Source organism: Pseudomonas sp. FeN3W (genome assembly GCA_030263805.2).
GTDB classification, from domain to species: Bacteria; Pseudomonadota; Gammaproteobacteria; order Pseudomonadales; family Pseudomonadaceae; genus Stutzerimonas; species Stutzerimonas stutzeri_G.
Map to the genome: position 1 here is coordinate 805,429 of CP136010.1, position 26,646 is coordinate 832,074.

24 protein-coding genes are annotated in these 26,646 nt (G+C 63.1%); 5 read left to right on the forward strand and 19 right to left on the reverse strand.

The annotated features are described in order from the left end of the window. Positions 1 to 4 precede the first annotated feature (4 nt). The 8 genes from P5704_003575 to pdxB form a co-directional block, all read right to left on the reverse strand. Positions 5 to 706, reverse strand: coding sequence for a transporter substrate-binding domain-containing protein (locus P5704_003575; GenBank protein WOF79592.1), 702 nt, complete (start codon positions 704 to 706; stop codon positions 5 to 7). Between the two features lie 9 nt (positions 707 to 715). Then, positions 716 to 1,489, reverse strand: coding sequence for an ABC transporter permease (locus P5704_003580; protein WOF79593.1), 774 nt, complete (start codon positions 1,487 to 1,489; stop codon positions 716 to 718). After that, the gene (locus P5704_003585; GenBank protein ID WOF79594.1) at positions 1,486 to 2,232 is read right to left on the reverse strand and encodes an ABC transporter ATP-binding protein; all 747 of its coding nucleotides are present in this window, start codon (positions 2,230 to 2,232) and stop codon (positions 1,486 to 1,488) included. The genes P5704_003580 and P5704_003585 overlap by 4 nt, the downstream gene beginning before the upstream one ends. A 102-nt stretch (positions 2,233 to 2,334) precedes the next feature. Further along, positions 2,335 to 3,324 carry an ABC transporter substrate-binding protein gene (locus P5704_003590; protein WOF79595.1) on the reverse strand — a complete coding sequence of 330 codons (990 nt, stop codon included), beginning with the start codon at positions 3,322 to 3,324 and terminating at the stop codon, positions 2,335 to 2,337. 144 nt (positions 3,325 to 3,468) lie between these two features. Next, a complete protein-coding gene (gene recR, locus P5704_003595; protein ID WOF81164.1) occupies positions 3,469 to 4,068 on the reverse strand; it encodes a recombination mediator RecR in 600 nt (199 codons plus the stop codon). Between the two features lie 164 nt (positions 4,069 to 4,232). After that, entirely contained in the window at positions 4,233 to 4,559 is a 327-nt protein-coding gene (locus P5704_003600; protein ID WOF79596.1) for a YbaB/EbfC family nucleoid-associated protein, read from the reverse strand. A 19-nt stretch (positions 4,560 to 4,578) separates the two neighbouring features. Further along, entirely contained in the window at positions 4,579 to 6,591 is a 2,013-nt protein-coding gene (dnaX, locus tag P5704_003605; GenBank protein WOF79597.1) for a DNA polymerase III subunit gamma/tau, read from the reverse strand. Positions 6,592 to 6,679: 88 nt separating this feature from the next. Then, on the reverse strand, positions 6,680 to 7,825 hold the full coding sequence (gene pdxB, locus P5704_003610) for a 4-phosphoerythronate dehydrogenase PdxB (GenBank protein WOF79598.1): 1,146 nt from the start codon (positions 7,823 to 7,825) through the stop codon (positions 6,680 to 6,682). A 122-nt stretch (positions 7,826 to 7,947) separates the two neighbouring features. On the opposite strand from pdxB, the gene P5704_003615 reads away from it, so the two are divergent. Then, positions 7,948 to 9,342 (forward strand): MATE family efflux transporter, encoded by a 1,395-nt coding sequence (locus P5704_003615; protein WOF79599.1) that lies wholly within the window; start codon positions 7,948 to 7,950, stop codon positions 9,340 to 9,342. 27 nt (positions 9,343 to 9,369) lie between these two features. On the opposite strand, the gene P5704_003620 is transcribed toward P5704_003615, so the two are convergent. The 5 genes from P5704_003620 to P5704_003640 all read right to left on the reverse strand — a co-directional run bounded on the left by P5704_003620 (position 9,370) and on the right by P5704_003640 (position 15,571). Further along, complete coding sequence (locus tag P5704_003620; protein ID WOF79600.1) at positions 9,370 to 10,473, reverse strand: cyclic nucleotide-binding domain-containing protein; 1,104 nt, start codon at positions 10,471 to 10,473, stop codon at positions 9,370 to 9,372. Positions 10,474 to 10,491: 18 nt separating this feature from the next. Next, on the reverse strand, positions 10,492 to 11,442 hold the full coding sequence (locus tag P5704_003625; protein WOF79601.1) for a pyridoxal-phosphate dependent enzyme: 951 nt from the start codon (positions 11,440 to 11,442) through the stop codon (positions 10,492 to 10,494). 5 nt (positions 11,443 to 11,447) lie between these two features. Then, positions 11,448 to 12,806, reverse strand: coding sequence for a chromosome partitioning protein ParA (locus tag P5704_003630; GenBank protein ID WOF79602.1), 1,359 nt, complete (start codon positions 12,804 to 12,806; stop codon positions 11,448 to 11,450). Positions 12,807 to 13,002: 196 nt separating this feature from the next. After that, entirely contained in the window at positions 13,003 to 13,425 is a 423-nt protein-coding gene (locus P5704_003635) for a nuclear transport factor 2 family protein (protein WOF79603.1), read from the reverse strand. Between the two features lie 115 nt (positions 13,426 to 13,540). Then, the gene (locus tag P5704_003640; GenBank protein ID WOF79604.1) at positions 13,541 to 15,571 is read right to left on the reverse strand and encodes an NADPH-dependent 2,4-dienoyl-CoA reductase; all 2,031 of its coding nucleotides are present in this window, start codon (positions 15,569 to 15,571) and stop codon (positions 13,541 to 13,543) included. A 187-nt stretch (positions 15,572 to 15,758) separates the two neighbouring features. On the opposite strand from P5704_003640, the gene P5704_003645 reads away from it, so the two are divergent. Beyond that, positions 15,759 to 16,772, forward strand: a complete 1,014-nt coding sequence (locus P5704_003645) for a carbon-nitrogen hydrolase (GenBank protein WOF79605.1) — start codon at positions 15,759 to 15,761, stop codon at positions 16,770 to 16,772. Next, positions 16,769 to 17,806, forward strand: coding sequence for an AraC family transcriptional regulator (locus P5704_003650; GenBank protein WOF79606.1), 1,038 nt, complete (start codon positions 16,769 to 16,771; stop codon positions 17,804 to 17,806). Before P5704_003645 ends, P5704_003650 begins: the two co-directional genes overlap by 4 nt. Positions 17,807 to 18,090: 284 nt before the next feature. On the opposite strand, the gene P5704_003655 is transcribed toward P5704_003650, so the two are convergent. From P5704_003655 to P5704_003665, 3 genes are read right to left on the reverse strand one after another with little or no spacing between them, the layout of a single operon-like run. Next, complete coding sequence (locus tag P5704_003655) at positions 18,091 to 18,255, reverse strand: DUF2474 domain-containing protein (GenBank protein ID WOF79607.1); 165 nt, start codon at positions 18,253 to 18,255, stop codon at positions 18,091 to 18,093. Then, entirely contained in the window at positions 18,255 to 19,262 is a 1,008-nt protein-coding gene (gene cydB / locus P5704_003660) for a cytochrome d ubiquinol oxidase subunit II (protein ID WOF79608.1), read from the reverse strand. Before cydB ends, P5704_003655 begins: the two co-directional genes overlap by 1 nt. 4 nt (positions 19,263 to 19,266) lie before the next feature. Then, the gene (locus P5704_003665; GenBank protein WOF79609.1) at positions 19,267 to 20,706 is read right to left on the reverse strand and encodes a cytochrome ubiquinol oxidase subunit I; all 1,440 of its coding nucleotides are present in this window, start codon (positions 20,704 to 20,706) and stop codon (positions 19,267 to 19,269) included. 200 nt (positions 20,707 to 20,906) lie between these two features. Between P5704_003665 and P5704_003670 the strand changes: the two genes are divergently transcribed. Both P5704_003670 and P5704_003675 read left to right on the forward strand, forming a co-directional pair. Then, the gene (locus tag P5704_003670; protein ID WOF79610.1) at positions 20,907 to 21,950 is read left to right on the forward strand and encodes a M4 family metallopeptidase; all 1,044 of its coding nucleotides are present in this window, start codon (positions 20,907 to 20,909) and stop codon (positions 21,948 to 21,950) included. A gap of 9 nt (positions 21,951 to 21,959) precedes the next feature. Further along, complete coding sequence (locus P5704_003675; protein WOF79611.1) at positions 21,960 to 22,289, forward strand: protealysin inhibitor emfourin; 330 nt, start codon at positions 21,960 to 21,962, stop codon at positions 22,287 to 22,289. Here P5704_003675 and P5704_003680 read toward each other — a convergent pair. From P5704_003680 to wrbA, 3 genes are all read right to left on the reverse strand, one after another. Further along, complete coding sequence (locus tag P5704_003680) at positions 22,286 to 24,421, reverse strand: EAL domain-containing protein (GenBank protein ID WOF79612.1); 2,136 nt, start codon at positions 24,419 to 24,421, stop codon at positions 22,286 to 22,288. The genes P5704_003675 and P5704_003680 overlap by 4 nt on opposite strands. A 271-nt stretch (positions 24,422 to 24,692) precedes the next feature. Further along, positions 24,693 to 25,922, reverse strand: coding sequence for an MFS transporter (locus P5704_003685; protein ID WOF79613.1), 1,230 nt, complete (start codon positions 25,920 to 25,922; stop codon positions 24,693 to 24,695). Next, a complete protein-coding gene (gene wrbA / locus P5704_003690) occupies positions 25,919 to 26,545 on the reverse strand; it encodes an NAD(P)H:quinone oxidoreductase (GenBank protein WOF79614.1) in 627 nt (208 codons plus the stop codon). Before wrbA ends, P5704_003685 begins: the two co-directional genes overlap by 4 nt. Positions 26,546 to 26,646: the final 101 nt, after the last annotated feature.

Below are 26,646 nucleotides of genomic sequence, written 5' to 3' on the forward strand. Positions count from 1 at the left end.
CGAATCAGTGGCAGTCCAGCATATCGGCCAACACGTATGCCTGAAACGCCACCTCATCGACCCATTGCTGAATCAGCCCCGCCAACCGCCCCTCTGCTGACCACTGCGCCAAGAGCGCATTGATCTGCTGCTGCAGATTAGCGTCATCGGCGTTCAGGCCGAGCGGCCTCCCGACATCGGCAAGCGACGGCAACAGGTGCTTGTAGCGCCGCCACTCCGGCAGAGTGGCGATCTCCATCAGCAGCAGGTCGTCTTCGACAACCGCAACACATTCACCAAGCTTGAGTCCGATCAGCGCATGCGCCGCGCTCGGATATTCCCGAGGCAGCGCCGCGAAGCGCTCGCTCAGCAACGCTCCGTATGGACTCGCATGATTGACGCAAACCGTCTGCCCCTGAAGATCGGACCAGGCAACCAAGCCACCTTCCGTCGCGCTTAGCGCGGCAGGCACAGCATGATAGTAGGTGGCCGGACCGACCCGATCGCCTGCGACCAGGCGCACTTCGGCGTCATCGGCGCGAGCGACAGCAGCCCCGGAACGCCCAAGCGCTTTCGCCAATTGCTCGATCAACGCCGATTCGAAACTCTCCGTTTCGCTGCTGGACAGCACCCGATGTTCGGGCAGCTGCACCCGCAGCGACTCTGCCATCGACGCCACCGGCATCAACAGGACGAGCCATATGGCAATGCGCGAGGGAACAGACATGTAATGGCCTCAGACGTACTGATAGCGAAGCATGCGCTGCTTGAACTTCTCCAGTACAACCTGATCGATCAGCGTGGCGAGAATGGCGATCACCAGAATGTTCATCATCACGCCCACCATGTCAGCAATCTCGCCCGAGTATGCGAGCGATCGCCCGAGCCCCTGACCGAAACCAATCAGCATCTCGGCAGAGATCAGCGCACGCCAGGCGTTACCGAAGGCTAGCTGCGCGCCGGTGATCAGCTCTGGCATCACGGCGGGCAGATAAACGCGGCGCAGCAGTTGCCAGCGCGATGCACCCATCACCCGCGCCGCGGCGACGTGCACCGGCTGCACGCTCTCGGTAGCATTCATCACCGACAGCGCCATCGGGAAGAAAGCCGCCAGGGCGACCACCACGATGATGGGCAGATTGCCGAAACCCATCACGATCAGAAACAGCGGCACCCAGGCGATCGACGGAATCGACTGCAGGATGACGATGGCCGAGCGCAAGATCTCGCGGAAGAAGAACAGCACCCCACCCACCAGGCCGAAACCGATACCGAACAACAGCGCGAAGCTGTAGCCGCTGCCGAGGCGACTCATGCTGCCGTAAAGCCCTTCGCGGAAATCCGGCTCCTGGATAGTGCTGAACAGACGCTCGAAGACGGTAGGGATACCCGGCATCAGAAAGGCCGGCAGACTCCATGCCGCAGCCTGCCAGATCAGAAGAATGAACAGGATAGCCAGAACGACCGCAAGGTACTTCTTCGGGCCAGTAAGACGTCGTGCCTGGCTCATGGATGCGCTACCTCCGTCTTGATACCCAGCAGACTGAGAATTTCCTTACGCTCGGCAGCGAAGTCGGACAGGTCGTGGCTCTTCTCGCAATGGGTGAAGTTGAAGGTTTTCAGCACGCGAGTCGGCCGCGCGCTGAACACCAGAACATGATCGGCCAGGTAAAGGGCCTCATCGACATCATGGGTAACCAGTAGCACCGTCGGCTGGTGCTCCTCGATCAATTCACGCAGCACATCCTGCAAGGCCATTCGGGTCAGGGCATCGAGGGCGCCAAAGGGTTCGTCCAGCAACAGCACCTCCGGTTTGGCGATGAACGCACGGGCAAGGGCCGTGCGTTGGCGCATGCCGCCGGACACCTGATGCGGGTAGTAATGCTCGAATCCATTGAGCCCGACACGCTCGAGCCAGGCCTGTGCCTGTTCGAATGCGCTGGACTTGGCCACGCCCTGCAACTCCAGCGCCATGGCAACGTTGCCCTGCAGGCTGAGCCAGGGATACAGGGCATGCTCCTGGAACACCAGCGTACGTCGAGGGCTAGGCTCGGTGATCGGCTTTTCATCGGCAAGCACGCGGCCCGCACTGGGCTTCTCCAGCCCGGCAACCAGATGCAGCAGAGTCGACTTGCCGCACCCCGAAGGTCCAACCAGAGCCACCAGCTCACCCTGGGCGAACTCACCGCTGAAGCCCTTGATGACTTCGAGCTGCCCGAAGCGCTTGTCTACTTCTTCAAACCTGAGTTGCATAAAAATCCGCAAATCCAGAAACGAAATTGCCCGGCAATGCGGGCGATGCAAACGGCCCGGCGCAAGGCCGGGCCCGTGTAGTTTCAAACCAGAGTCAAGCGATCAGAGTTCGCGAGCTTCCTGCCAGGACAGATCGACGATGGCGCTGGTGTCGAACGGCTTGCCATCGCGGGTCTTCAGCGAACCGAGCTCCTGCAGAATGTCCGCCAGCTCCTGGATGCGCGCCAGATCGTCCTCGCCAAGCTTGGCGCTGAAGGTCTGGGTGCCTATCGCCTCTTCAATGACAACCTCGCGAGCGAGCTCACCACGCTTGAGCGTCTTCAGTGTCGGCTCAGCGATGAAGTAATCGGCGATCAGCTTGGCTGCCTCGGCAGGCTGCTTGTCGAGCATCTCGATGGCATCGCGCTGAGCGTCCAGCGACTTCCAGACAACATCCTTGCGCTTGGTCAGGGTGTCGCCGGAAGTGATCACCACCATGCACGGGAATGGCCAGACTTCACCGATCTCGTAGACCTGCCGAACCGGCGCAACCAGCTGTGCGATGCGGTCATATGGCTCGAACAGAAACGCCGCATCGACACGTCCAGACACCAGCGACTGCACCGCAACAGCCGGACTGACACCCATGATGTTGACGTCGCTCGGCTTGAGCTCGGCATTCTTCAATGTCACGCCGCGCAGCACTGCATCGGCAGTGCTCCCCTCTTTCTGGGAGGCGAGGATCTTGCCCTTGAGGTCGGCAACCTTCTCGATGCCCGAACTCTCAAGCGCCACGATGGAGTGGTAGCCCTGCTGAGCACCACCTACCACCTTGAGATCCGCACCTTTGGAGGCCCACGCCACCGCATTGGTAAAGCCGAGGACGCCGGTATCCAACTGCCCGCCGACGATCGCCTTGATCAGGTCGGTACCGGAGCTGAACTCGATCAGCTCGACGTCAAGGCCATGCTTCTTATATAGACCGGCCTCGTGTGCAACCATGGCCTGGGCATCGTCCATCACGCGGATGTAGCCTACCTTGAACTTCTCCTGTGCCTGGGCAAACGCGCTCAGTAGCAGCAGAGCTGGAACCAGCCAGTGCTTCGCTTTCATTTCGACCTCGATTCGGATAGCAGTACATATAACCAGAACGAAGGACAATATTCGCTTTAGTTATTTAACATTGACGGCTTAGAACTTTACCTGAATCACTCAGGAAACGGCACTACCGAGGTGGCATATCGTCAGTACTGCGGGTTATAGGCTGATTGTCTTGCGGCCAGCCAATGCATGGGCCAGGGTTCCACCATCAACCAGGTCCAGCTCGCCGCCCAACGGTACGCCGTGAGCGATTCGGCTGATGGTCAGCCCCTTTGGAATCAGCATCTGCGCGATGTAATGCGCCGTCGCCTCGCCCTCCACGGTCGGATTTGTCGCGAGAATGACTTCTGTGAACGCACCGTCTGCAACACGCGCCAGAAGCTCAGGAATGCCGATCGCTTCAGGACCCAAACCATCGAGCGGCGACAGATGCCCCTTGAGCACGAAGTAGCGCCCGCGAAATCCCGTCTGCTCGACAGCGAAAACGTCCACTGGGCTCTGCACCACGCAGAGCAGCGAATCGTCGCGCCGCGGGTCGGTGCATTGCGGACATAGATCGTCTTCGGTCAGGGTACGGCACTGCCGGCAGTAGCCGACCCCTTCCATCGCTTTGGTCAGCGCTTGCGCCAGGCGCAAGCCACCGCTGCGATCCCGCTCCAGTAGCTGCAACGCCATGCGCTGTGCAGTTTTCTGGCCCACGCCGGGAAGAATGCGCAGGGCGTCGATGAGTTGGCGGATCAGGGGACTGAAGCTCATGGAAATCTCGAAGCTGGAAGCTGGAAGCTGGAAGCTGGAAGCTGGAAGCTGGAAGCTGGAAGCTGGAAGCTGGAAGCTGGAAGCTGGAAGCCAGTGTGCGAAACGGCGGCTCACGCCGGTCAAGCGCTTTCTTCCAGCTTCAGGCTTCAAGCTTTCAGCTGCTTTTAGAACGGCATCTTGAAGCCCGGCGGAAGCTGCATGCCGGCGGTCATGCCGGCCATCTTGTCCTGGCTGTTCTGCTCGATCTTGCGCACCGCGTCATTGACGGCGGCAGCGATCAGGTCTTCGAGGATTTCCTTGTCTTCCTGCATCAGACTGTCGTCGAGGCTGACGCGCTTGACGTCATGGCGACCGTTCATCACCACGCTGACCAGACCGGCGCCAGACTGGCCCGTCACCTCAGCGTTCGCCAGCTCCTCCTGCATCTTCTGCATTTTTTCCTGCATTTGCTGCGCCTGCTTCATCAGGCCGGCCATGCCACCTTTCATCATGGGAATCACCTCAATTCAATCAGGTTTCGGAGTGTTCTACGGGTTCGATGGTGCCTTCGCGGATCACTGCGGCGAACTGCTGCATGAGCTGCTGGACCAGAGGATCGGCGTGAATCGACTGTTCTGCTGCGCGCTGCCGCTCGGCACGGCGACGCTGAGCGGCCTGCGCAGGAGTTTCCTGCTCCGGCTTCTGCAGCACGATCTCGAGCTGTAGCGTACGCCCGTGGTATTGATTCAGGGCATCGTTCAATCGCCGCTGTTGCGTGGGGTTGAATAGTGCACTCTGCGCAGGATCGAGATGCATCAGCCAACGGTCGCCTTCCACGGCAATCAACGTACAGTTGGCGGCAATGCTGCCGGTAAGACCGGACAAGCCGAGTTTGAGATACAGCTCCAGCCACTCGGCAGCCAGCCCGGTCGCAGGCTCTACCGCGGGCAGAGGCTCGACAGGCTCCGGCTCATCCCTCGAGTGTTCCAGCTCGTCCAGATAGGCCTCGGCCTGGTTCTCGACCTCGAAGTAGTCCTCGTCCGTCAGCGGCGGCTCGTCATCATCCGGCTCTTCGACTTGCACCACGGACGCCACGTGATCGGCAGCGCCGTCGACCGGGACAGATTCGGGCAGAACGGCATCAGCCTCGACCGCGACAGGCGGTACGTCAGGCGGCTCATTCCACGGCACATCGACGACAGGCGCTGCCGGCGGCGCTTCCACCAGCTGAGTGGCGACCGAAGGCTCCGTCGAGGGCGCGGTGGCTGGCACATTCGCTGACGTGGTAACGGCTGGTGCAACGGCAGCAGGCTCTGGCGCAGCAGGCGCGACGATCGCAGGGGATGGAGTGGACGACACGCCAGCGGGAGCGGAGTCGGCCACCGCTGCGGGCTTGGAATCAGCTGTGGCCGGGCTGATTCCCAGTGTCTTTAGCGGTGTTCGCGGCGCGTCATCACTGCCCGCGGGACGAAATGCCAGCATGCGCAGCAGCACCATTTCGAAACCGCTGCGAGGGTCAGGCGCCAGCGGCAGATCACGCCGGCCGATCAATCCCATCTGATAGTAGAACTGCACGTCTTCGGCAGGTAGCGCCTGGGCCAACGCCAGCACGCGATCACGATCGCCCTGACCATTGTCTACCGCCTCTGGCAGCGCCTGGGCGATGGCGACTCGGTGCAGCACATTGAGGACTTCGGCCAGCACGCCGGCCCAGTCCGGTCCCTGCTCCGCCAGGTGGCGAACGGCCTCGAGCAACGCCCGGGCATCACCTTCGAGCAGCGCCTGCAGCACGCCATAGACCTGGCCATGATCAAGGGTACCGAGCATCGCGCGCACATCGGCGGCCAGCACCTTGCCTTCACCAAAGGCGATCGCCTGATCGGTCAGGCTCATCGCGTCGCGCATCGAGCCATCGGCGGCACGCCCCAGCAGCCACAACGCGTCGTCTTCGAAGGGAACGTTCTCGACGCCCAGCACATGAGTGAGGTGTTCGACTACCCGCTCCGGCGGCATGTTCTTCAAGGAGAACTGCAGGCAGCGCGAAAGAATGGTGACCGGCAGCTTTTGCGGATCGGTGGTCGCCAGCAGGAACTTGACGTGGGGTGGCGGCTCCTCGAGGGTCTTGAGCAGCGCATTGAATGAGTGCGACGAGAGCATGTGCACTTCGTCGATCAGGTAAACCTTGTAGCGTCCGCGACTTGGCGCGTACTGCACGTTGTCCAGCAGCTCGCGGGTGTCCTCGACCTTGGTACGACTCGCGGCGTCGACCTCGATCAGATCGACGAAACGCCCCTCGTCGATCTCGCGGCATACCGAGCACTCGCCACAGGGCGTAGAGCTGACCCCGGTTTCACAGTTCAGGCACTTGGCGATGATCCGCGCAATGGTCGTCTTGCCCACGCCTCGCGTGCCGGTGAACAGGTACGCGTGGTGCAGGCGCTGGTTATCCAGCGCGTTGATCAGGGCCTTGAGCACATGCGTCTGGCCGACCATTTCGCGGAACGAGCGCGGACGCCATTTACGTGCAAGAACCTGATAACTCATAACACCATCGCGGGGGGAGAAGGCAGAGGACGGGTAATGCTAGCGGAGCAGGATGGAAATTGCATCCGGGCTGCGCTCGAACTGCCGGTTAGCTTTGCAATCGCGCACCAAGCGCTTCGACTATCGTAGCCAGCGCCGGGTTGTGCCCGCCGATCCGCACCTTGAGGCCATCGATCTCGCGCCGCGGCGGATACTGTTTGCGCAGCAGATCGAACCCGGCCCGACGCTGCGCCTCATCGCCAAGTAGGCTGCGGCGGAAATCGGCATCGTCGCGCCGCGGGTCGTAGACCGCCCGGCACAGTGTGGCCAGCATCTCGGCGGACTCTGCGGACGACGCGAATGCAAGCTCGGTGAGTGCTGGGCCGGGCGTCAGCTGCGCCAGTTCGATAGCCGGTTCGACACCCCGCGCCGCGCAAAGCGCCGCGTATATCTGCGCCGTGCCGCGCAGCTTGCCGTCCAGACTGTACCCGGCGATGTGCGGGGTAGCGATACGGCACAAGCCGGCCAGTGCGACGTCGACCTGAGGCTCGCCTTCCCAGACATCCAGCACGGCTTCCATGTCTGGCCGCTGCAGTAGCAGGTCGCGCAGCGCGGCATTGTCCACCACAGCACCCCGACTGGCGTTGATCAGCCAGGTACCGGGTCGCAACCTCGACAGCCGCGCCTGATCGAACAGGTGAAAGGTCGGCCAGTCGCCCCCCAGGGTCAGCGGTGTATGCAGGCTGACCACGTCGCACTCCGCGAGAATCTCATCCAGCGAGACGAAATCGCCCGCCTCTCGGCCCTGCCGCGGTGGATCGCAGACGCGCACGTCCCAGCCAAGCCCCCGCAGCACCTCGACCAGCCGCTCGCCCACCTCACCGGCACCGACCACTCCGAAACGCCGCCGGGCCAGCACTTCGCCGCGCACCTCCGCCAAAGCAAGCAGGCTGCCCAGCACATAGTCGACCACGCCCCGCGCGTTGCACCCCGGCGCGCTGGCCCATGCGATGCCGGCCTGCTCGAAATAATCCAGATCCAGATGATCGGTGCCTATCGTGCAGGTCCCGACGAATCGCACTGCGCTGCCTTCCAGCAACTCGCGGTCGACCCGCGTCACCGAGCGCACCAGCAGCACGTCGACATTCTCCAGCGCGGCTCGATTGATGCTGCGGCCCGGCATGCGACGAATCTCGCCGAAACCGGCAAAGAACTCATCGACCAGCGGAATGTTTTCATCGGCGAGGATAGGCATTGCACGGCTCCGGTTGGGGGGGACAACATTCTAGACGGCTTGCCACTGCTTTACCGCCTTCCTGTGCGTAGCCACGCGGCGTAGACTAGCGCGCTTCTTGTATACAACCGGAACGCCCTGTAATGCCCACTGAGCTCAGACTCAGACGGGTCCGCCTCGAATTGCGCACCCTCTTTGCCCTCGCCCTACCCATGATGATCGCCCAGCTGGCCAGCACGGCGATGGGCTTCGTCGATACTGTTATGGCCGGACGCGTAAGCCCGCAGGACCTGGCCGCGGTGGCGCTAGGCAACTCGATCTGGGTGCCGGTCTATCTGCTCGTCTGCGGAATCACCCTGGCGACCACACCGAACGTCGCGCAGCGCTTCGGCGCAGGGCGGCATGGCGAAATCGGCCCGCTGGTTCGTCAGGCGTTGTGGATGGGCGGCGGCATCGGTGTGCTCAGCGCATCATTGATGTGGAACGCAGAGCCCGTCCTGCATCTGATGCGTGTCGAACCGGCCCTGGTCGAACCGACCATGGCCTACCTGCGCGCCGTCGCCTGTGGATTTCCCGCTGTCGCCCTGTATCAGGTGCTGCGCTGCTTCAGCGACGGGCTGGGCCATCCTCGGCCGAGTATGGTGATCGGTATCCTCGGCCTGCTGCTGAACATTCCGCTGAACTATGTGTTCATCTACGGCAAGTTCGGCGTGCCGGCCATGGGCGGCGTCGGTTGCGGCGTCTCCACGGCACTGGTGATGCTGTTCATGCTTATAGCGATGAGCGTCTGGGTTAAGCGCGCACCGGCCTATCAGGCCAGTCAGCTGTTTTCCCACTTCGAATGGCCACGCTGGCCGATGCTGAGTCATCTGCTTTCGGTCGGCGTGCCAATCGGCGTCGCGGTGTTCGCCGAGGCCAGCATTTTCTCAGTGATCGCCCTGCTGATCGGCGCCCTCGGGGCAACGGTCGTCGCCGGTCACCAGATCGCACTGAACTTCACTTCGCTGATCTTCATGATTCCACTGTCGCTGGGGATGGCGGTGACCGTGCGCATTGGTCAGGAGCTGGGCCGTAACGCCCCACGCGACGCTCGCTTTGTCGCCGGCGTCGGGATCGGCGCCGCCTTGGTATACGCCTGCTTTTCCGCCAGCGCCATGCTGCTGTTCAGCGAGCAGATCGCGAGAATCTATACCCCTGATCCGGCCGTAATCGCCGTCGCCGCCAGCCTGTTCCTCTACGCCGCGTTGTTTCAGTTCTCCGATGTGGTTCAGGTCACGGCTGCCGGCGCGTTGCGCGGCTATCAGGACACTCGCATTACAATGGTCTACACCCTCTTCGCTTACTGGGGGATTGGTTTGCCGCTGGGTTATCTGCTCGGCCTGACCGACCACCTGGGCGCCGCCAGTGGCCCTGCCGGCCTATGGCAAGGCCTGATAGCCGGCCTGAGCTGCGCAGCCCTGCTGCTCAGCGTGCGCCTGGTCCGCAGCGCCCGACGCGAGATTCGTCGGCACACCGCGCTGCGCAGGGCGGTCGTCTAATAAAGGCCGGGATGGGGCGGGCGCGGATCAGAGACTACGTTCGATTCGACCGTCGGAGCGCGCCAGATAACCCGTGCCACATTCCCAGAGCAGCGCAGCGCGGTCCTCGGCACCAAGTGCGTCGAGCCCGCCACGCAGCACATAGGCGGTGAAACCGAGCTGCGTCAGCAGAAACACCGCGTTGGCGCTGCGCTTGCCACTTTCGCAATAGCAAAGGTAGGGCCGCTGTGGGTCCAGCAGACGGGTTTTCAGACGCAGCAGGTGCAGCGGCATGTGCAACGCCTGCATCGCATGGCCCTGCTCGTAATCATCGAGCAGGCGCACATCCAGCCACTGCGCACCACAGGCCAGCAGATCAGCCACGCCTTCGAGATCGACTTCGCCAACCACCGGTGCCTTGAGCAGTTCGAGAAAATCCGCTCGTGCCAGACGGAGCGCCCGACCGTCCTCGACCATCGCGACACTGGCATTACGCGGTCGCTCCTCGAGCAGCGCCTCTTCGCCGAAACAGGCTCCCGGTTCCAGCTCGGCCAACAGCTGCTCGCCACCGTCGGCGGCCTTAAGAACCTGCGCGCAACCACTCTTGAGGAAATAGCAGCAATCACCTGCTTCCCCTTCACGTAGCAGGGTTTGCCCGGCGGATACCTCGATCTCCACGAGCCGGTTGAGCATGCTGCGAATATTTGCCGGTGGAACCTGGGCGAACAGCGGATTCTCCAGCAGGCGCTCCAGCCACTCGCCGTCCTCCCCCTCCATCGACAGCTGCAGCAGCACATCTTGAAGGGCCTGGCGCCAGGACAGCAACCGCTCCAGCTCAGCGCTGTCCACCATCAACAGCTGACAGTCGTCCAGAGCCCGCGCCTCCCTCAGGCGGCCCGCAGCAAGGCTGTGCAGAGCAGCCGACGTGCCCGCCCCCAGCTGCGTTTGCTGCCCGTCGTGATCGGTCAACAGCAGGCTACCCGACATCAGGTAATGACGTTTCGAACCCTGCTCATCAACAAGGTCGAGCAACTGCCCAGCCGCAAGCGCGAGCGGCACTATCTGCACGCGAAGCTCCCACAACTGGCGTGGCGACAAGCCATTGAGCGGGACCAGACTACGTAGCTGATCGGGGTGCAGCGGTTTATTCATCCGAGAAAATCCAAACGTCTATTCGTCCATCAGCTTCTGCAGCTGGCCCTGAGCAGCACGGCGCCCTTGCAGCCCACCGGTATGGACGAATATCAGCCGCGTGCCGGCGGAAAAATGACCGTGTTCGACATAAAGGCGCAATGCCATCATGGTCTTTGCAGTGTATATCGGATCAAGCGGCACGCCAGCCTCGCGCTCGGTATTGAGGATGAACTGCGCCAACTCCCTGTCAAAGCGACCAAATCCGCCGCGACTGGCATCCAGCAGCTCATAGCCGGTATCGGGTACGCCGGCCTGTGCGAGCAAGTTGGCCACACCGGCGTCGACGGCATGGGAAGGCGGCCCAGCCAGCGCGCCGAACACCGGACGCCTACCTGCCTCGCCGATGACCAGGCCCGCCAGCGTCGTCCCAGTGCCAGCGGCCAGCCAGAGTGCGTCGTAGTCATCCCAGCCAAGCGACGCGAGCGCCGACGCCACTCTCGGAACGAGTTCGGCGCACCCCAGAGCACCGGGCAAACCACCGCCGCCTTCAGGGATGCAGTAGAAACCTGGATATCGAGTTCGCCATGGCGTCCAGAAGGCTGGCTGATTGCGCTCCCGGTAGCCGGCATAGCCGAGCCAATGCAGTTGCATGCCCCAGGCACGTAGATCGGCGACCGTTGGTGTTAGCTGTTCGTGGCCGCGCAGCAGGCCGACAGTTGCCAGGCCGAGTCGACAGCCGGCTGCAGCCAGTGCATGCAGATGATTGGAGTGCGGGCCGCCAAGACTGATCAGCCCCGGTGCAGCGACAGAACGCGCCGCATCGAGGTGCTTTACCAGCTTGAACCACTTGTTGCCGGACAGCTCGGGATCCAGCAGATCGAGCCGCAGCACCGCAACCTCGACCCCGCTGCGAGCAAGCCAGTCCAATGACAACGGCTGCAGGATCAGCGGAGCATCGAAGCCGAGATCGGATTGAATGGAGGACAACCCGCTCAGCTGCCGGTGCGCTGCCGGTCTTCCTTGCGGTGCCGGGCGCAGCAGTTGGATTCGCCGATCACGAAACGACTCGGCGCATCGATCTTGTCCAGAGGCATCGCGCAACGCTCACCACTGGAGAGCGTCGCGACGCAGGCCGGCTTCTGGTAATGCTCCAGCCACTGTCGGTATTGCTCCTCGGAGACAAAGCATTTGGCAGCGGCATAAGCCAGAGGGTTCGCGCGGTAGCGGGCCAGATCCTGCAACGCGATGGTCAGATGCCCGGCACCCGGGTGATAGGCCATGAACACAACCCCCTGGCGAGACAGTTCCTCCAGCACCCGGTCACCACTGTGGCGCAGCGTTTCGCACTCGGTCTTCAGCCGCTGGATTTCCTCTTCCAACTGCGCATCCAGCTCGTTGCGGTAGGCCAGCTCGACATCGCGGATCGCCACCTGCTCCTTGTACTCCGCAATCGCCGCCGCGATACGGGCCTGGGCTTCATGCTCGAACTGTTCCCGGGCGGCGCCGATCTCGACCCGACCGCTGACCTCAAGCGTACGCAGCTGCTTGCTCATTTCCTCGCGCGCTTTCTGGAAACTCTCGCCCTGAGCGGTCATCTGCGCATGCAGGCTAGCGTTTAGCTCGGTCTGCTGTTGCAGTTGCTGCTGCAGCGTGCGGATCTCCTCCTGCAGCGCCTTGCGTTCCTTCTCCGCGGCAGTTGTGAGCTTGAGGACGTCCTCTTCGCGCAGACGCTCGAGGTTGGTGATGCGTTGGCGCTGTTGCTTGATCAGCAGCGCAGCCTTCTGCCGCTGCTCACGCTCATGGCTTTCGGAGCGTTTCGCGGCTGCGTCCTTGCCGGCCTCGGCTGCATACCAGGTGTCTTCGGCGACCATCTGCAGACGTTCCGCAGGTACAGCCTGAGGCGTCTCCTCTTCGACCAGCAGGCCGAGCTGGTTGCGCTTGATGGTCTCGCGCAACACAACCAGATCGTTGCGTTCGGGACCGAACTTGGGGTCCCACATGTGCATCTGGTGCCAGGAAACCGGGCACTGACTGCGGCAGGCCAGGCGAATCGGCCCGGCCCCCATGTCCGGACCACGCCCGGTACGCTCGGCCAACTGACGCAGAGGAATGTTCCAACCGGCGTCGGCAGAGCCGTCGTCATTGAAGTCGAGGCAGAAAAATACCGCGGCACGCACCTGCAGCCGCGGATTGATCATTACGTAGACGGCATGCATCTGGAGGTCTGCGAATTCGGGTAGCGCGACCACCCCATCCAGCACCGCTTCGAATTCGGGATACAGCATTTCCTTGCAGATGGAGCCCTCATTGAAAAACAGGACGGCTTCGACCATCTGCGGTTTGTTCTGCATGCTCGATTTCCTTTATCGCCCGCAACTGCGAGCCAGCGATTAGCGAAACGAGTGGCCATCCGATGCCGTCGTCCCGTCGGTGCCGCAAGTTTAGGGGAAATGTTCGCGCAGGCAATGTGACTGGGTTGGCAGGGAGTCGCCGCATCGGGCGCCGTTCGAGCAGGCGCCCAGCGGATTTGCGATGAGCTTAGCTAAATCACTTGCCGCTGTAGGCAGCGAGACGTCGCTTCATCTCGTCACCCAAGGCCTGCAAGCCGCTCATGGGCCGGATCATGACCTCGAATTCGACAATTTTCCCCTCGCCATCGAAGCGGATCATGTCGATGCCCTTGAGCTCACGATCGCCCACCCGGGCGCTGAACTCGAGGACCACATCCATGCCCTGGGCGCTGGCCAGTTCACGGTGATAGCGGAAATCCTCGAAAACCTGCAGCACGGTGTTGAGGATCAGGTTCATCGCCGCTGCCCCCTCGTACGGTTTGTGCGCCATCGGCGAGCGAAACACCGCCTGCGGATGCAGCAGCTCCGGCAGCCGGCTCAGGTCTCGCTCAGCGATCATTCGGTGCCAGGCCTGCAGACTGTTGGCAGCCCCCGGTTGCAGCGCGATTGCAGTGTCCATGCGTGATCCTCTTTGCGGATGTATCGATGACCCAGGGTCTGTTCCCGTTTCGTACGCGGCCGCGCCGGAGCCATTTGGCGCAACAACGCGGTTTGCGACGAAGCGGAAACAGACCTTAGAGCGCCGCAGCCAAGCGACAGCCCTGATTTATCGCGCGCTTGGCGTCCAGTTCGGCGGCGACGTCGGCGCCACCGATCAGGTGCACCCGAGCGCCAGCGGCTTCAAGACCTTCCTGCAGCTCACGCAACGGCTCCTGCCCCGCGCAGAGAATCACCGTATCCACCGGCAGTACCTGCGGCTCGCCTTCGCCCACGCGGATGTGCAGGCCGGCGTCATCGATCTGCAGGTACTCCACCGAATTGAGCATCTGCACATGCTTGTTCTTCAGGCCGGTGCGGTGGATCCAGCCAGTGGTCTTGCCCAGACCGTTACCCACCTTGGACTTCTTGCGCTGCAGCAGATAGACCTGACGCTTCGGCGCATGCGGAGCCGGCTGAATGCCGGCGATACCGCCGCGCACCGACAGCCCGAGATCGATGCCCCACTCTTTCCAGAAGGCCTCACGATCCAGACTGGTGGATTCGCCGTCATGGGTGATGTATTCCGACACGTCGAAGCCGATGCCGCCTGCGCCGATCACCGCGACACGCTGGCCGACCGGCTTGCGCTCCAGAATCGCATCCAGGTAACCGATCACCTTCGGATGGTCGATCCCGGGAATTGCCGGCACGCGCGGCGCGATCCCGGTCGCCAGGATGATTTCATCGAAGCCACCGGCCAGCAGCGTTTCCACCGTCGCGCGGGTATTCAGGCAAACCTCGACACCAATTTCTTCGAGGCGGTTCTGGAAGTAGCGCAGGGTTTCGTAGAACTCCTCCTTGCCCGGCACCCGCTTGGCAACGTTGAACTGCCCGCCGATTTCAGCGGACGCATCAAACAGCGTCACCTCATGACCGCGCTCGCCCGCGATGGTCGCAGCGGCGAGCCCCGCAGGCCCGGCACCGACGACGGCGATCTTCTTCACCGCGGTAGTGGGGATGTAGTTCAGTTCGGTTTCGTAGCAGGCACGCGGATTGACCAGGCAGGTGGTCAGCTTGCCGCTGAAGGTGTGGTCCAGACAGGCCTGGTTGCAGCCGATGCAGGTGTTGATGCGCTCGCTGTGACCGGCGGCGGCCTTGTTGACGAATTCCGGATCGGCGAGGAACGGCCGCGCCATGGAGACCATGTCCGCATCGCCTTCGGCCAGCACCTGTTCGGCGACCTCCGGGGTATTGATCCGGTTGGTGGTGATCAGCGGAACGCTCACCTCGCCACGCAGCTTCGCGGTCACCTTGGTGAACGCGGCGCGTGGCACCTTGGTGGCGATGGTCGGAATCCGCGCCTCGTGCCAACCGATGCCGGTATTGATCAGCGTGGCCCCCGCCTGCTCGATGGCCTTGGCCAGCTGCACCACCTCTTCCCAGACACTGCCGCCTTCGATGAGGTCGAGCATCGACAGGCGATAGATGATGATGAAGTCGCTGCCCACCGCTTCGCGCACGCGGCGCACGATCTCCACCGGCAGGCGCATGCGATTCTCGTAGCTGCCTCCCCAGCGATCGGTGCGGTGGTTGGTGTGCGCCACCAGGAACTGGTTGATGAAGTAGCCTTCCGAACCCATGATCTCGACGCCGTCATAACCGGCTTGCTGGGCCAGGCTTGCGCAGTTGACGAAGTCGCGGATCTGCTTCTCGATGCCCTCCTCGTCCAGTTCGCGCGGGGTGAACGGATTGATCGGCGCCTGGATAGCGCTCGGCGCCACCAGCTGCGGGCTGTAGGCGTAACGCCCGGCATGCAGGATCTGCATGCAGATCTTGCCGCCAGCTTCGTGAACCGCCTGGGTAACGATCTTGTGCTCTTCGGCCTCCTCCGGCGTGGACAACTTGGCCGCCCCGGCGCGTACCGAGCCTTCCTCATTGGGGCCGACGCCACCGGTGACGATCAGGCCGACACCACCGCGAGCGCGCTCAGCGAAGAATGCCGCCATCCGCTCGAAGCCGTTGGGCATTTCCTCCAGGCCCGTGTGCATGGATCCCATCAGGGTACGGTTGCGCAAGGTGGTAAAGCCCAGATCGAGCGGAGCCAGCAGTTTCGGGAAAGCGGTCATCGAAGCATCCTCATCATGACGAGTGCCGAGCCTCATGGGGCTACGGTCGGTATGCAGCGACGATAAACAGCGAAGGTGCTGCACTCAATGATCCAAAGTGACAACTTTTTGATCCTTCTGCGCAAAAAGCTTGGCAACAGGCGCCGCGTTACCTACGCTGACGCAATCCCTCACTGCCCTGCCTCACATGCGCACCTCAATCAATATCGTGCTGCTGCTCGTCCTCGCCGCAGCCTCATTTGCCGTCTACCTCGACTGGACGCAAGACCGTCGTAGCGGCCCACTGCTGTCCGATCTGCGTACGCTACCCATCGAGGACCACGGGCAGGCCGGAAGCGCAGGCAACCTGCTGGGCATCGAGACGCGGCTGCAGCCAGCCGACTACCAGAGCCGCGAGCGGCTGCAACTCAAGTTTCGCACCTACCTCAAGCAGGCGGCCGAAGCCGGAATGCTCAGCGAGCGAACCGTCGTGGTGCTCCCCGAACACGTTGGCACTGGCCTGTTCGCCCTGGGCGAGAAGCCGGAAGTGCAGCAGGCCCGCACCCTGCGCGATGCGATGCAGTGGATGGCGCTCAGCAATCCCGGCAGCTATCTGCGCGCACTGCCGGATAATCAGGGCGACGATCGGCGTACCGGTGCGGTGTTGCGACTCAAGGCCCGACAGATGGCAGAGGAATACCAGAACGTCTTCGGCGGCCTCGCCAGAGAGTTCGGCGTTACCTTGGTGGCTGGCTCGATCGTGCTGCCGGAGCCCTATCTGGAGAACGATCAACTGATGATCGGCGATGGCCCGCTGCGCCAGGTAAGCCTGACCTTTGACGGTCGCGGCAAGCCCCTCGGAACGCTGCAGTACAAGCAGGCGTTGAGCCGTTACGAACGCCGCTTCAGCGTTGCCCCCATCCCCGAGCGTCGACGGCTGATTGAAACACCGGCGGGCTCGCTGGCAGTGCTGCTGGGCTGCGATGCCTACCTCGAGCAACCGCCTGCCGAAGCGAAACTGCTGGCTGTACCCGGCGCGCTGGCAGATCCGCATGCGAGCTGTGGCAGTACACATTCCGACGCGCTCAGCGCAAGACCGCACATGGCCGTGCGTACCCTCGCCTTGCCCTGGAATCTGCTCGGCTCGCCGCGCCGCCCGGCGCCCCCGGGCCACGGCGTCCCGGTCCAGGTACGCAATCAATGGCTCGGCAGCACCCCATGAATGCGCAACGGGTGCGCCTGGGCGATCTGTCGGTCGGTTTTCTGCACAGCCTCAACGATGCGTTGCAGCTGTACGGCCATGACCCTCAGCCGCTTTTGCTGGCCTACGGACTGGATGGCGAGCGGCTCGCTGAGCCGCATGCCCGCCTCTCGATCCCCCGTTACATGCGGCTCGGGCATTCGGCCATCCAGCTGGCTGGCGATCCAGCTCTGGGCCTGGAGATGGGCCGCCTGCGCAAGCCCGGGCACCTCGGCCTCGCCGGGCTGACCGCCGCTCAGGCGCCCACCGTGCGCGAAGCGGCAAGGGCACTGATCCGCTACGAGGCGCTGTACGCATCCAACTACCGCGGCAGTTCGAGTTTTCACGAAGATGCGTCAGGCGCCTGGCTGCGCTTCTATTCCATCAGTCCTTACAACGCCTACAACCGCTTCGTCGTCGATACCGTGCTCGCCAGCTGGATCTCGCAGCTCAGCCGCTTGAGCGGTCAGCCGCTGGTGCCGATGGCGATCCACATCGAGTTCGAAGCCCCTGACTATGCCTCGCGCTACGACGAGCAGTTCGGCCGGCCGGTAATCTTCAGCGCCGAAGCGAATCAGCTGCAGCTGGATCAGCGCAGCCTGGCGTTGCGCAACCCGGATCATTGCCCCGGCACCTGGCGGCATCTGCTGGAGCTGTGTGAAGCCGAACTGGAACGGCGCACCCGCACCCGCAGTCTGCGCGAGCGGGTCGCACAGATTCTCGGGCCGATGCTCAAGGGCCAGGAGCCAGACCTGCAACAGATCGCTGCACGTCTGCAAATGCCGGCCTGGACACTGCGACGCAAGCTGGCCGAGGAAGACAGCAGCTATCGCGCGATCCTCAACGACACCCGCCGCGACCTGGCGATGGCCTACATTCGCGACACCGAATCCGCTTTCGGCGAGATCGCCTGGCTGCTTGGTTTTTCCTCAGCCGAAGCGTTTCAGCGTGCCTTCAAGCGCTGGAGCGGGCAGACGCCGGGAGACTATCGCCGGGCGCAGCGGCGCGGCGCGTGAACGGCGCATACGCGAGCGGCGCTCAGAGTTCGACCGCATCCTCGGCACAGTCCGGGTGATCCTGCTCAGCGGCATGCCATTCCAGTAGCTCGTCCTGGTAGTCGTCCATCGCTAGATTCCTCAATTGTCGGCGGTTGCCCAAGGCCTGATGCCTGTCTGTGCATCAAGGTTCATGCCAGCAGGCTACAACCGGCAAATGAAGGAATCGTGACGTGCTTCGAGTCCCGCCCGCGGCCAGATCACGGGGCACGCGCGAGTGGCACGCCCCAAACCGGGGCGCGCCTTCAGGGTGAAGACAACCCCGCCGCATTCATCGCCAGGCGCAGCAGCCAGGCGACGATGCCGAGCGCCAGCACGCTTCCACTCCAGATCAGCACCAGCCAGCTCATGCGCTTCCAGAGCGGGCGCTGCTCAGGCTGTACGGGCGGCTTGTTATCCAGATCAGCCATCAGTGATACCCATCCTCGGCACTGACCTTGCCGCGGAACACGTAGTAGCTCCAGGCCGTGTACATCAGGATCAGCGGCAGAATGAGCAGTGCTCCGACCAGGGTGAAGCCCTGACTCTGAGGCGGTGCGGCCGCCTCCCAGATGCTCACCGACGGAGGAATGATGTTTGGCCAGAGGCTGATGCCCAGACCGCTGTAGCCGAGGAAGATCAGCGCCAGCGTCAGCAGGAATGGCGTGTAGTTGGCGTAGCGCTGAATCGAGCGCAGCAGTCCGAATGCGCAGAGCAGCACCAGCACCGGAACCGGCATGAAATACAGCAGGTTCGGCATGCTGAACCAGCGCTCGGCGATATCCGGATGGGTCAGCGGCGTCCACAAGCTGACGATGCCGGTAACCACCAGCACCGCCCACACCAGCGGAATGCCGATATCGTGCATGCGCCGTTGCAGGTCGCCGGCGGTACGCATCATCAGCCAGGTGCAGCCGAGCAGCGCATAGGCAACGATCAGCGCCAGTCCGCAGAACAGCGAGAATGGCGTCAACCAGTCCAGCGCCCCGCCGGCATAGGCCCGGTCCTCGACCGGCAACCCGCTGATGAACGCGCCAAGCACCACGCCCTGAAAGAAGGTCGCGACCAGCGAGCCGCCAATGAAGGCCCTGTCCCAGACATGCTGGCGCTCGCGAGCCACCTTGAAGCGGAACTCGAACGCCACGCCACGAAAGATCAGCCCCATCAGCATGAAGATGATCGGCAGATAGAGCGCGGACAGCACCACCGAATAGGCCAGCGGAAACGCGGCGAACAGCCCTGCGCCGCCGAGTACCAGCCAGGTTTCGTTGCCATCCCAGATCGGCGCGACGGTGTTCATCATCACGTCGCGCTCCGAGGCGTCCTGCACAAAGGGAAAGAGGATGCCGACGCCGAGATCGAAACCGTCCATCACCACGTACATCATGATGCCGAAGATGATGATCACCGCCCAGATCAGTGAAAGATCGATACCCATGGATTCAATTCCTCTCGCCCAGTTGGTCGCCGTGCTCGTGTGGAAGCGCCTCGTCCGCTGCGGATATCGGACGCATTGGCGTGCGCGCCTCGCCGGGCCCACCGGTACCTTTCCCACGCCCTTCGCTGATCACCGGGCCTTTGCGCACCAGGCGCAGGACGTACACCATGCCCACCCCGAACACGGCGAAGTAGACGATCACGAACATCGCCAGAGTGAGCCCCAGCTGGCCGGCGCCGTGATTGGATACGGCATCGGCGGTGCGCATCAGGCCGTAGATCACCCAGGGCTGACGCCCGATCTCGGTGGTGTACCAGCCAGCCAAGATGGCGATCAGCCCGGAAGGCCCCATCAGCAACACCAGCCGCAGGAACGCGCGTGAGCTGTACATCCGGTCGCCCCGCCGCAACAGCAGACTCCAGATACCGGTGACGATCATCAGAAGGCCGAGCGCGACCATGATGCGGAACGTCCAGAACACGATCGTCGAGTTCGGCCGGTCCTCGGGCGGGAAGTCCTTCAGCGCCGGAATCGGTTCGGTCAGGCTGTGATTGAGGATCAGGCTGGCGAGATAGGGAATCTCGATCTTGTAGCGCGTTTCCTCGGCCTCCATGTCCGGCCAGCCGAACAGCAACAGCGGCGTAGGCCCACCTTCGGAGTTGTCCCAGTGCCCTTCCATCGCGGCGATCTTCGCCGGCTGATATTCGAGGGTATTCAGCCCATGAAAATCGCCGATCACCGCTTGCACCGGCGCCACCAGCAGAGCCATCCACATGGCCATCGAAAGCATCTTGCGGATCGCCGGGTTGTCCTTGCCGCGCAACAGTTGCCAGGCTGCCGACGCGCCGACGAAGAATGCCGTGGCGAGGAACGCGGCGACAGCCATGTGCGCCAGTCGGTAAGGGAACGACGGGTTGAAGATGATCGCCAGCCAGTCCACCGGCACCACGATGCCGTCGATGATCTCGTGGCCCTGGGGCGTGTGCATCCAGCTGTTGGACGCCAGAATCCAGAAGGTCGAAATCAGCGTGCCCACGGCTACCATGAGCGTGGAGAAGAAATGCAGGCGTTCGCCGACCCGATTCCAGCCGAACAGCATGACCCCGAGGAAACCCGCTTCCAGGAAGAACGCGGTCAGCACCTCATAGGCCAGCAGCGGCCCGGTGACGCTGCCGGCGAACTCGGAGTAGGCACTCCAGTTGGTGCCGAACTGGTACGCCATGACGATTCCCGACACCACGCCCATGCCGAAATTGACCGCGAAGATCTTCAGCCAGAAGTGATAGAGGTCGCGATAGACCTCCTGCCGGGTCTTCAGCCAAAGCCCCTCGAGCACGGCGAGAAAGCTGGCGAGCCCGATGGTGATCGCCGGAAAGATGATGTGAAAGGTGATGGTGAAAGCGAACTGGACGCGCGCCAGTTCTAGTGCTTCCAATCCGAACATGGGCAACAACTCCTCGTCAAATGAGCGCCCGCGTCGTCTATGACGGTAAAAACGGGGTCCAGCACAAGTGACAGCAGAACGCGCCAAGGGTGCACCACGTATGCCGTGCCATCTCGTCGCGCCCTCTGGATCGGCGGTCGAGCCATCGCGCGCCAGCGGTCTATGCTGGTCGTAGCCGCGTCAGCCTTGGAGTACCGCCGGTGCCGATCCATGCCTTCATCCCGCCATACATTCTCGACCGCATCATCGATCGCGGCTCGCCCTACCAGCGCGGCTGCGCTCAACAGACGCTGCATCACGTGCAGAGCCTGCTGCCCAATCCCGGCCCGCCGCGGCCCACGGCCATCGCCGAGCTTGGCGAGCTGCGCACGCCCGGCCACCCAAACCGGCGAATCCATGACGCCGAGCAGCAGATGCAACTGCCGGGTACCCTGCGACGTCGCGAAGGCCAGCCGGCCTCCGGCGATGCAGCGGTGGACGAAGCCTACGACGCGCTTGGCGCGACCTACACATTCTTCTGGCAGGTTTTCCAGCGCGACTCGATCGATGACCTGGGGATGCCGTTGATCGGCACCGTGCACTACGGCCAGGGCTACGAGAACGCGTTCTGGAACAGCGAACAGATGGTGTTCGGCGATGGCGACGGCGAGCTGTTCCAGCGCTTCACCCGCTCGCTGGACGTGGTGGCCCACGAGTTGACCCACGGCCTGATCGAGAGCGAAGCCGGGCTGGTCTATTTCAACCAGCCCGGGGCGCTCAACGAATCGGTCTCGGATGTGTTCGGCGTGCTGACCAAGCAGCACGCGCTCGGCCAGACCGCGGCGGAGGCCGATTGGCTGGTCGGCGCCGAGCTGCTCACCGACAAGGTCAACGGCGTTGCGCTGCGTTCCATGGCCAACCCGGGCAGCGCCTACGACGACCCGCTGCTCGGTCGCGATCCGCAGCCTGCACACATGCGTGACTTCATCGAGACCCGCGACGACAACGGTGGCGTGCATCTCAATTCCGGCATCCCCAACCGCGCCTTCTACCTTGCGGCCATGGCGCTGGGTGGCTACGCCTGGGAGCAGGCCGGACGAATCTGGTACGCCACCATCTGTGATCCACAACTGCCCAATGATGCGGACTTCGCAACCTTTGCCGGTGTGACGCTGAGCCATGCGGCGCAGCTGTACGGTCGTCAGTCGCCTCAGGTTCAGGCGCTGTATGAAGCCTGGACGTCAGTGGGCGTAACACTGCGCTGAGGAGGCAGGATGAAGATGCCAGCACTGGGACCGGAAACCTCGTTGCGCGTATCGCGCCAGGGCGGTTTCGTCGCGGCGCCAGGCCTGGCGCGAACCCGACAGATCGAATTCGCCGACTGCGATGCCGAGCAGCGCCGCGGCCTCTGCTCGGTGGTCGAACGCTGCCTGCCGGTCGCCAGCAAGAATGTCGGCGCCGGCGATCAGCGCTTCTTCCGGGTCGAACTGCACTACCGCCGCGAAGACACCGACGCCGAGCTGATCCTGCAGATCGCCGAGGATCGAGCGCCACAGGAACTGATGCAGCTCTGGCAGAACGGTGCCATCCCCGGCAAAAGCTAGAAGCGGATCACGCCATCGGCCGCAAGCAATGCGGTGATCTGCGCCGCCGGCAGTGGGCGTGAGAGCAGGTAGCCCTGGAACTCGTCGCAACCGTTGCAACGCAGGAAATCGAACTGCGCGGCGTTTTCGACCCCTTCGGCGACCACCGTCTTGTGCAGGCTCTTGCCCAGCGAAATGGCGGCACGGGCGATCATCGCCACTTCCTCCTCCTGTTCGAGCCCGGTGACCAGCGAGCGATCGATCTTGATGATGTCCAGCGGAAAACGCCGCAGATAGCTGAGCGCCGAGTAGCCGGTACCGAAATCGTCCATCGCCAAGCGAAAGCCCCGCGCCTTGAACTCGGCGAGAATTGATACCGCGCGGGTGCCATCCCCGAGGAACACGGTTTCGGTGATTTCCAATTCCACCTGAGTCGGTGGCAGCCCTACTTCGTCGAGCACTGCGAGGATGCGTTCGACCACATCGTCGCCAAGAAACAACAGCGGTGACAAATTCACCGCGACCAGCAGCGGCGTGGCGCGCCCCTCATTCCACTGACGCGCATCGGTGAAGGCACGACGCAGGATGGCTAACGTCAGCGGCATGATCAGTCCGCTCTCCTCCGCCACCGGGATGAAGCGATCCGGCCCGATCACCCCCAGCTCCGCGTGGGTCCAGCGTGCCAGTGCCTCGACACCGACGATCCGCCGTGACGCATCGACCTTCGGCTGGTAATGCACCGACAACTCGTTGCGCTCCAGCGCCATGCGCATGGCCGCTTCGAGATTCAGACGCTCATCGGCGATCCGGTTGAGATCATGGGTGAAGAACTGGAAATTATTGCGCCCACGCTTCTTCGCCGCGTACATGGCGATATCGGCGTGCTTGAGCAGGGTCTGCGCGTCCTCGCCGTCATCGGGAAACATCGCCACCCCGAGGCTGGCACCGACCTGAAATTCACGGCCAGCGAGCATGACCGGCCGGCGGATCTCGTTCAGCACACGTTCCAATAACGAAATCACCGTACTGATGCGGTAGTGATCGCTGAGCACCAGCACGAACTCGTCACCGCCGACCCGCGCCACGGTATCGGAGCCACGCAGGCTACCGGCCAGCCGCGCCGCAATACTCTTGAGCAGCTCGTCACCGGCGACGTGCCCGAGGCCGTCGTTGATGAACTTGAAGTTGTCCAGATCGATGAACACCAGCGTCAGGTAGTAGCCCAGGCGGGCCGCACGGGCCAGGCCCTGGTCGATGCGGTCGTTGAGCAGGATGCGATTGGGCAGGCCGGTCAGCAGATCATGGTTGGCCTGACGCTCGAGCTGCTGCTGATAATGCTTGCGCTCGGAGATGTCCTGCACGGTGCCTTCGTAGCAGATGAACTCGCCGCTGGCGCCTCGCACCACGTGCGCGTTCTCGGATATCCAGATGCGCGTGCCGTCGCGCCGATAGACCTCGGATTCGAAGTTGAGCACCTCGCCCTGCAGCTCCATCAGCTGACAGAACACTTCGCGACGCCCGCCCTCGACATACAGGCGACGCTCTATGTCAGCGAGATCGGCCACCAGTTCGGACGCACTGTCGTATCCGTAAATGCGCGCCAACGCAGGATTGGCGGCCAGGTAACGGCCATCGCGCGTGGACTGAAAAATGCCCTCCGAAGCGTTCTCGAAGATGCTGCGATAACGCAGTTCGGCCTGTTCCAGCGCTTCGAGCACGGCCTTCTGGGCGGTGATGTCCTCGATGAAGCCCTCCACCACGATCTCGCCCTGCTCGTCCGGCACCGCGACGCCGCGCTCGATGACCCATTTGAGGTTACCTGCGGCGGTGAGGATCCGGTAATGCACGGTGAATCGCCCCATTCCGGCGACGGCATTATCGATGCAGCGACGGACGCGAAGCCGGTCATCAGGGCGGGTGATGCGCTCCCATGAGATGCCGTTGTCATCGACCAGCTCTGCGGCACTGTAGCCGCACAAGCCCTGCGAGCCCTGGCTGACGAAGATCATCGTCCAGGGCGCGTCGTTGCGACAGCGGTAGGCCATGCCTTCGAGGTTGTTGACCAGCGTGTCGAGCACGCGCGAGCGGTCCAGCACTTCACAGGTGAGCAGGCTGCTCCGACGGTTGGTTCTGGCAGAGGGTTCTTGGGTCATTGATCTGGGCTTGGCATGGGTGATCCTGCAATGACCCTGGAGCCGCGACAATGCCGAGGCTGACGCCCGGGTCAGCAGAAAAAGGCAGAAAAGCGATGCTCAGCAAGAAACGCTCCATACATAGCACATAGCCATGAGGCGGACCTTTGCCCTGCCTACAGCTTGCAACCATGCACCATTACGGCTCACGGTTCACAGCCGAGCCCTGTTTCAGGGCGCCTCTGCAATGAGGGTGCCCCTTTCCCAAGCGAGGCTCGGCACGCATCTCGGATCAGCACTGCACGTCGCCGCTTCTGGAACGCCCAAGGATGCCCTTCTTCGCCGGCTCGCTGCGCCGCAGTGCTGCTGGCAAAACAAGTGCGGTCACACCAGCGGCCAGCGCCGCAAGCAGCACAACCGGGCCAGCGGCGTTCCAGCCGAAAGCCGCGGTCACGCCGCCGACCAGTACCGGGCCCAGCAACTGCCCCAGATTACTGCCCTGCATCATCAGGCCGACCGCAATCGGAACGAGAAAGGTATCCCGTGCGGCCAACGGTGCGGATGCCAGCAGCGTGGCCGGGATCAACCCACCTACGGCTGAAAACAGCAGGCACAGCAGAAAGGTCGTCTGCGGTTCGAACCAGCCCAGGAATATGCCAAGCCCCGCCGCCCCCATGACGCCGCTGGCAAACAGAATCAGCGAACCACGCCCGGCCCCGCGCGTGAGCAGATAGCCCGCGGCAAGGTTGCCGCTGACATTGATCACGCTGGCGAGCGAGCTCAACAGCCCCGCACTCCGATATGAGATATCCATGCGCTCCATCAGCAGAACCGGCAGAAAGCTGAACAGGGCAAAGAACATCAGGCTGTACAGCGCAAAACAAATCGCCAGCAAAACGCTGACTCGGGAAAACAGCACGCGTCGAATATTTACCAATATCCGTCCGGGTACGCCGGGCGAAACGCCGGCGGGTATGCAACAGGCCACCGCGGCCGCAGCCACCACCGCCAGCGCCGAACCCGACCACCATAACCCCTGCCACGTCTGGAACAGCGGCCCGGCGACCATGGCCAGCGCCATCCCGCTCGGCATGAAGCAACTCCACAGCGAGAAGGCGCTGTCCCGCGCCGAGCCGGTCGTCAGCCGCTGCAGAATCGCCGGCCCGGCGACGATGATGAGCAGGAATCCGAGCCCCTCCAGCAGTCGGGAAATCAGCAACAGCGCGAATGACGGCGCCGTGGCGCCCGCGACGCCGGCAACTGCCGTGATCCCAAGGCCCAACAGCAGGGCCCGCCGATCTCCGACTGCTGCCACCACCGCACCGGACGCCGCCCCCCCGAGCAAGCCAAGCACCGCGAATATGCCGGTCAGCCAGCCGGCCCCGGCGAGATCGACCCCAAGGTCCGCCTGTAGCGACGGCGTGGCAATGGCAGCCTTGCCCAGGTGCAGAGCCGCCACGATTCCACAGCCGAGCACGATCCAGACGACCAGGCTCACGCGCAGCTGCCTGGCGGCATTCATTCAGGCACCCCGACCGGGTTGGCGGCAAGTGCGGCGGCCACGCGAGCGACATGCCAACCCTGGTAGCGGGCGCCCTGCAGTTCATTTTCGCTCGGCTGGCGGTCACCGCCGCTGCCGTCATCGGCCAGTGTCGAGGCGCCATAGGGCGTGCCACCGGTTATCGCATCCATCCGCAGCTGCCCCTTGAAGCTGTAGGGCAGACCGACCACGACCATCCCCAGATGAAGCAGTACGGTGTGCGTCGCCAGAATCGTGCTTTCCTGGCCCCCGTGCTGGCTGCCGGTCGAGGTGAAGACGCTGCCCACCTTGCCGACCAGCCGATCCTCGGCCCATAGCCCGCCACATCGATCGAGAAAGTTCTTCATCTGCGCGGCCATGTTGCCGAAACGGGTCGGCGTGCCGATCACGATGGCGTCGTAGTTCGGCAACTCCGCCACGGTCGCCGTATTCACGGGCTGGTCCATCTTGTATCCCGCATTCCGCGCGACCTCTTGCGGAACGAGTTCGGGCACTCGCTTGACATCTGCCAGCGCACCTGCCTCGCGCGCGCCCTCGGCGACGGCATGGGCAAGCGCCTCGACATGCCCATAGGATGAGTAATAAAGCACCAGTACGTTCGTCATTGCTGCAGTCCTCCGATGGCATTGACTGGAGTCAGGCTAATGACTAAAAACGCTCTCGCGGAGTGATTAAATTTCGATCAACTCGATCTATGGAGTAGATC

Bases quoted from the DNA above. Each gene is read 5' to 3' on its own strand.
- P5704_003575 (WOF79592.1), bottom strand. From the start codon at position 706: ATGTCTGTTCCCTCGCGCATTGCCATATGGCTCGTCCTGTTGATGCCG.
- P5704_003580 (WOF79593.1), bottom strand. From the start codon at position 1,489: ATGAGCCAGGCACGACGTCTTACTGGCCCGAAGAAGTACCTTGCGGTC.
- P5704_003585 (WOF79594.1), bottom strand. From the start codon at position 2,232: ATGCAACTCAGGTTTGAAGAAGTAGACAAGCGCTTCGGGCAGCTCGAA.
- P5704_003590 (WOF79595.1), bottom strand. From the start codon at position 3,324: ATGAAAGCGAAGCACTGGCTGGTTCCAGCTCTGCTGCTACTGAGCGCG.
- recR (WOF81164.1), bottom strand. From the start codon at position 4,068: ATGAGCTTCAGTCCCCTGATCCGCCAACTCATCGACGCCCTGCGCATT.
- P5704_003600 (WOF79596.1), bottom strand. From the start codon at position 4,559: ATGATGAAAGGTGGCATGGCCGGCCTGATGAAGCAGGCGCAGCAAATG.
- dnaX (WOF79597.1), bottom strand. From the start codon at position 6,591: ATGAGTTATCAGGTTCTTGCACGTAAATGGCGTCCGCGCTCGTTCCGC.
- pdxB (WOF79598.1), bottom strand. From the start codon at position 7,825: ATGCCTATCCTCGCCGATGAAAACATTCCGCTGGTCGATGAGTTCTTT.
- P5704_003615 (WOF79599.1), top strand. From the start codon at position 7,948: ATGCCCACTGAGCTCAGACTCAGACGGGTCCGCCTCGAATTGCGCACC.
- P5704_003620 (WOF79600.1), bottom strand. From the start codon at position 10,473: ATGAATAAACCGCTGCACCCCGATCAGCTACGTAGTCTGGTCCCGCTC.
- P5704_003630 (WOF79602.1), bottom strand. From the start codon at position 12,806: ATGCAGAACAAACCGCAGATGGTCGAAGCCGTCCTGTTTTTCAATGAG.
- P5704_003635 (WOF79603.1), bottom strand. From the start codon at position 13,425: ATGGACACTGCAATCGCGCTGCAACCGGGGGCTGCCAACAGTCTGCAG.
- P5704_003640 (WOF79604.1), bottom strand. From the start codon at position 15,571: ATGACCGCTTTCCCGAAACTGCTGGCTCCGCTCGATCTGGGCTTTACC.
- P5704_003645 (WOF79605.1), top strand. From the start codon at position 15,759: ATGCGCACCTCAATCAATATCGTGCTGCTGCTCGTCCTCGCCGCAGCC.
- P5704_003650 (WOF79606.1), top strand. From the start codon at position 16,769: ATGAATGCGCAACGGGTGCGCCTGGGCGATCTGTCGGTCGGTTTTCTG.
- P5704_003655 (WOF79607.1), bottom strand. From the start codon at position 18,255: ATGGCTGATCTGGATAACAAGCCGCCCGTACAGCCTGAGCAGCGCCCG.
- cydB (WOF79608.1), bottom strand. From the start codon at position 19,262: ATGGGTATCGATCTTTCACTGATCTGGGCGGTGATCATCATCTTCGGC.
- P5704_003665 (WOF79609.1), bottom strand. From the start codon at position 20,706: ATGTTCGGATTGGAAGCACTAGAACTGGCGCGCGTCCAGTTCGCTTTC.
- P5704_003675 (WOF79611.1), top strand. From the start codon at position 21,960: ATGAAGATGCCAGCACTGGGACCGGAAACCTCGTTGCGCGTATCGCGC.
- P5704_003680 (WOF79612.1), bottom strand. From the start codon at position 24,421: ATGACCCAAGAACCCTCTGCCAGAACCAACCGTCGGAGCAGCCTGCTC.
- P5704_003685 (WOF79613.1), bottom strand. From the start codon at position 25,922: ATGAATGCCGCCAGGCAGCTGCGCGTGAGCCTGGTCGTCTGGATCGTG.
- wrbA (WOF79614.1), bottom strand. From the start codon at position 26,545: ATGACGAACGTACTGGTGCTTTATTACTCATCCTATGGGCATGTCGAG.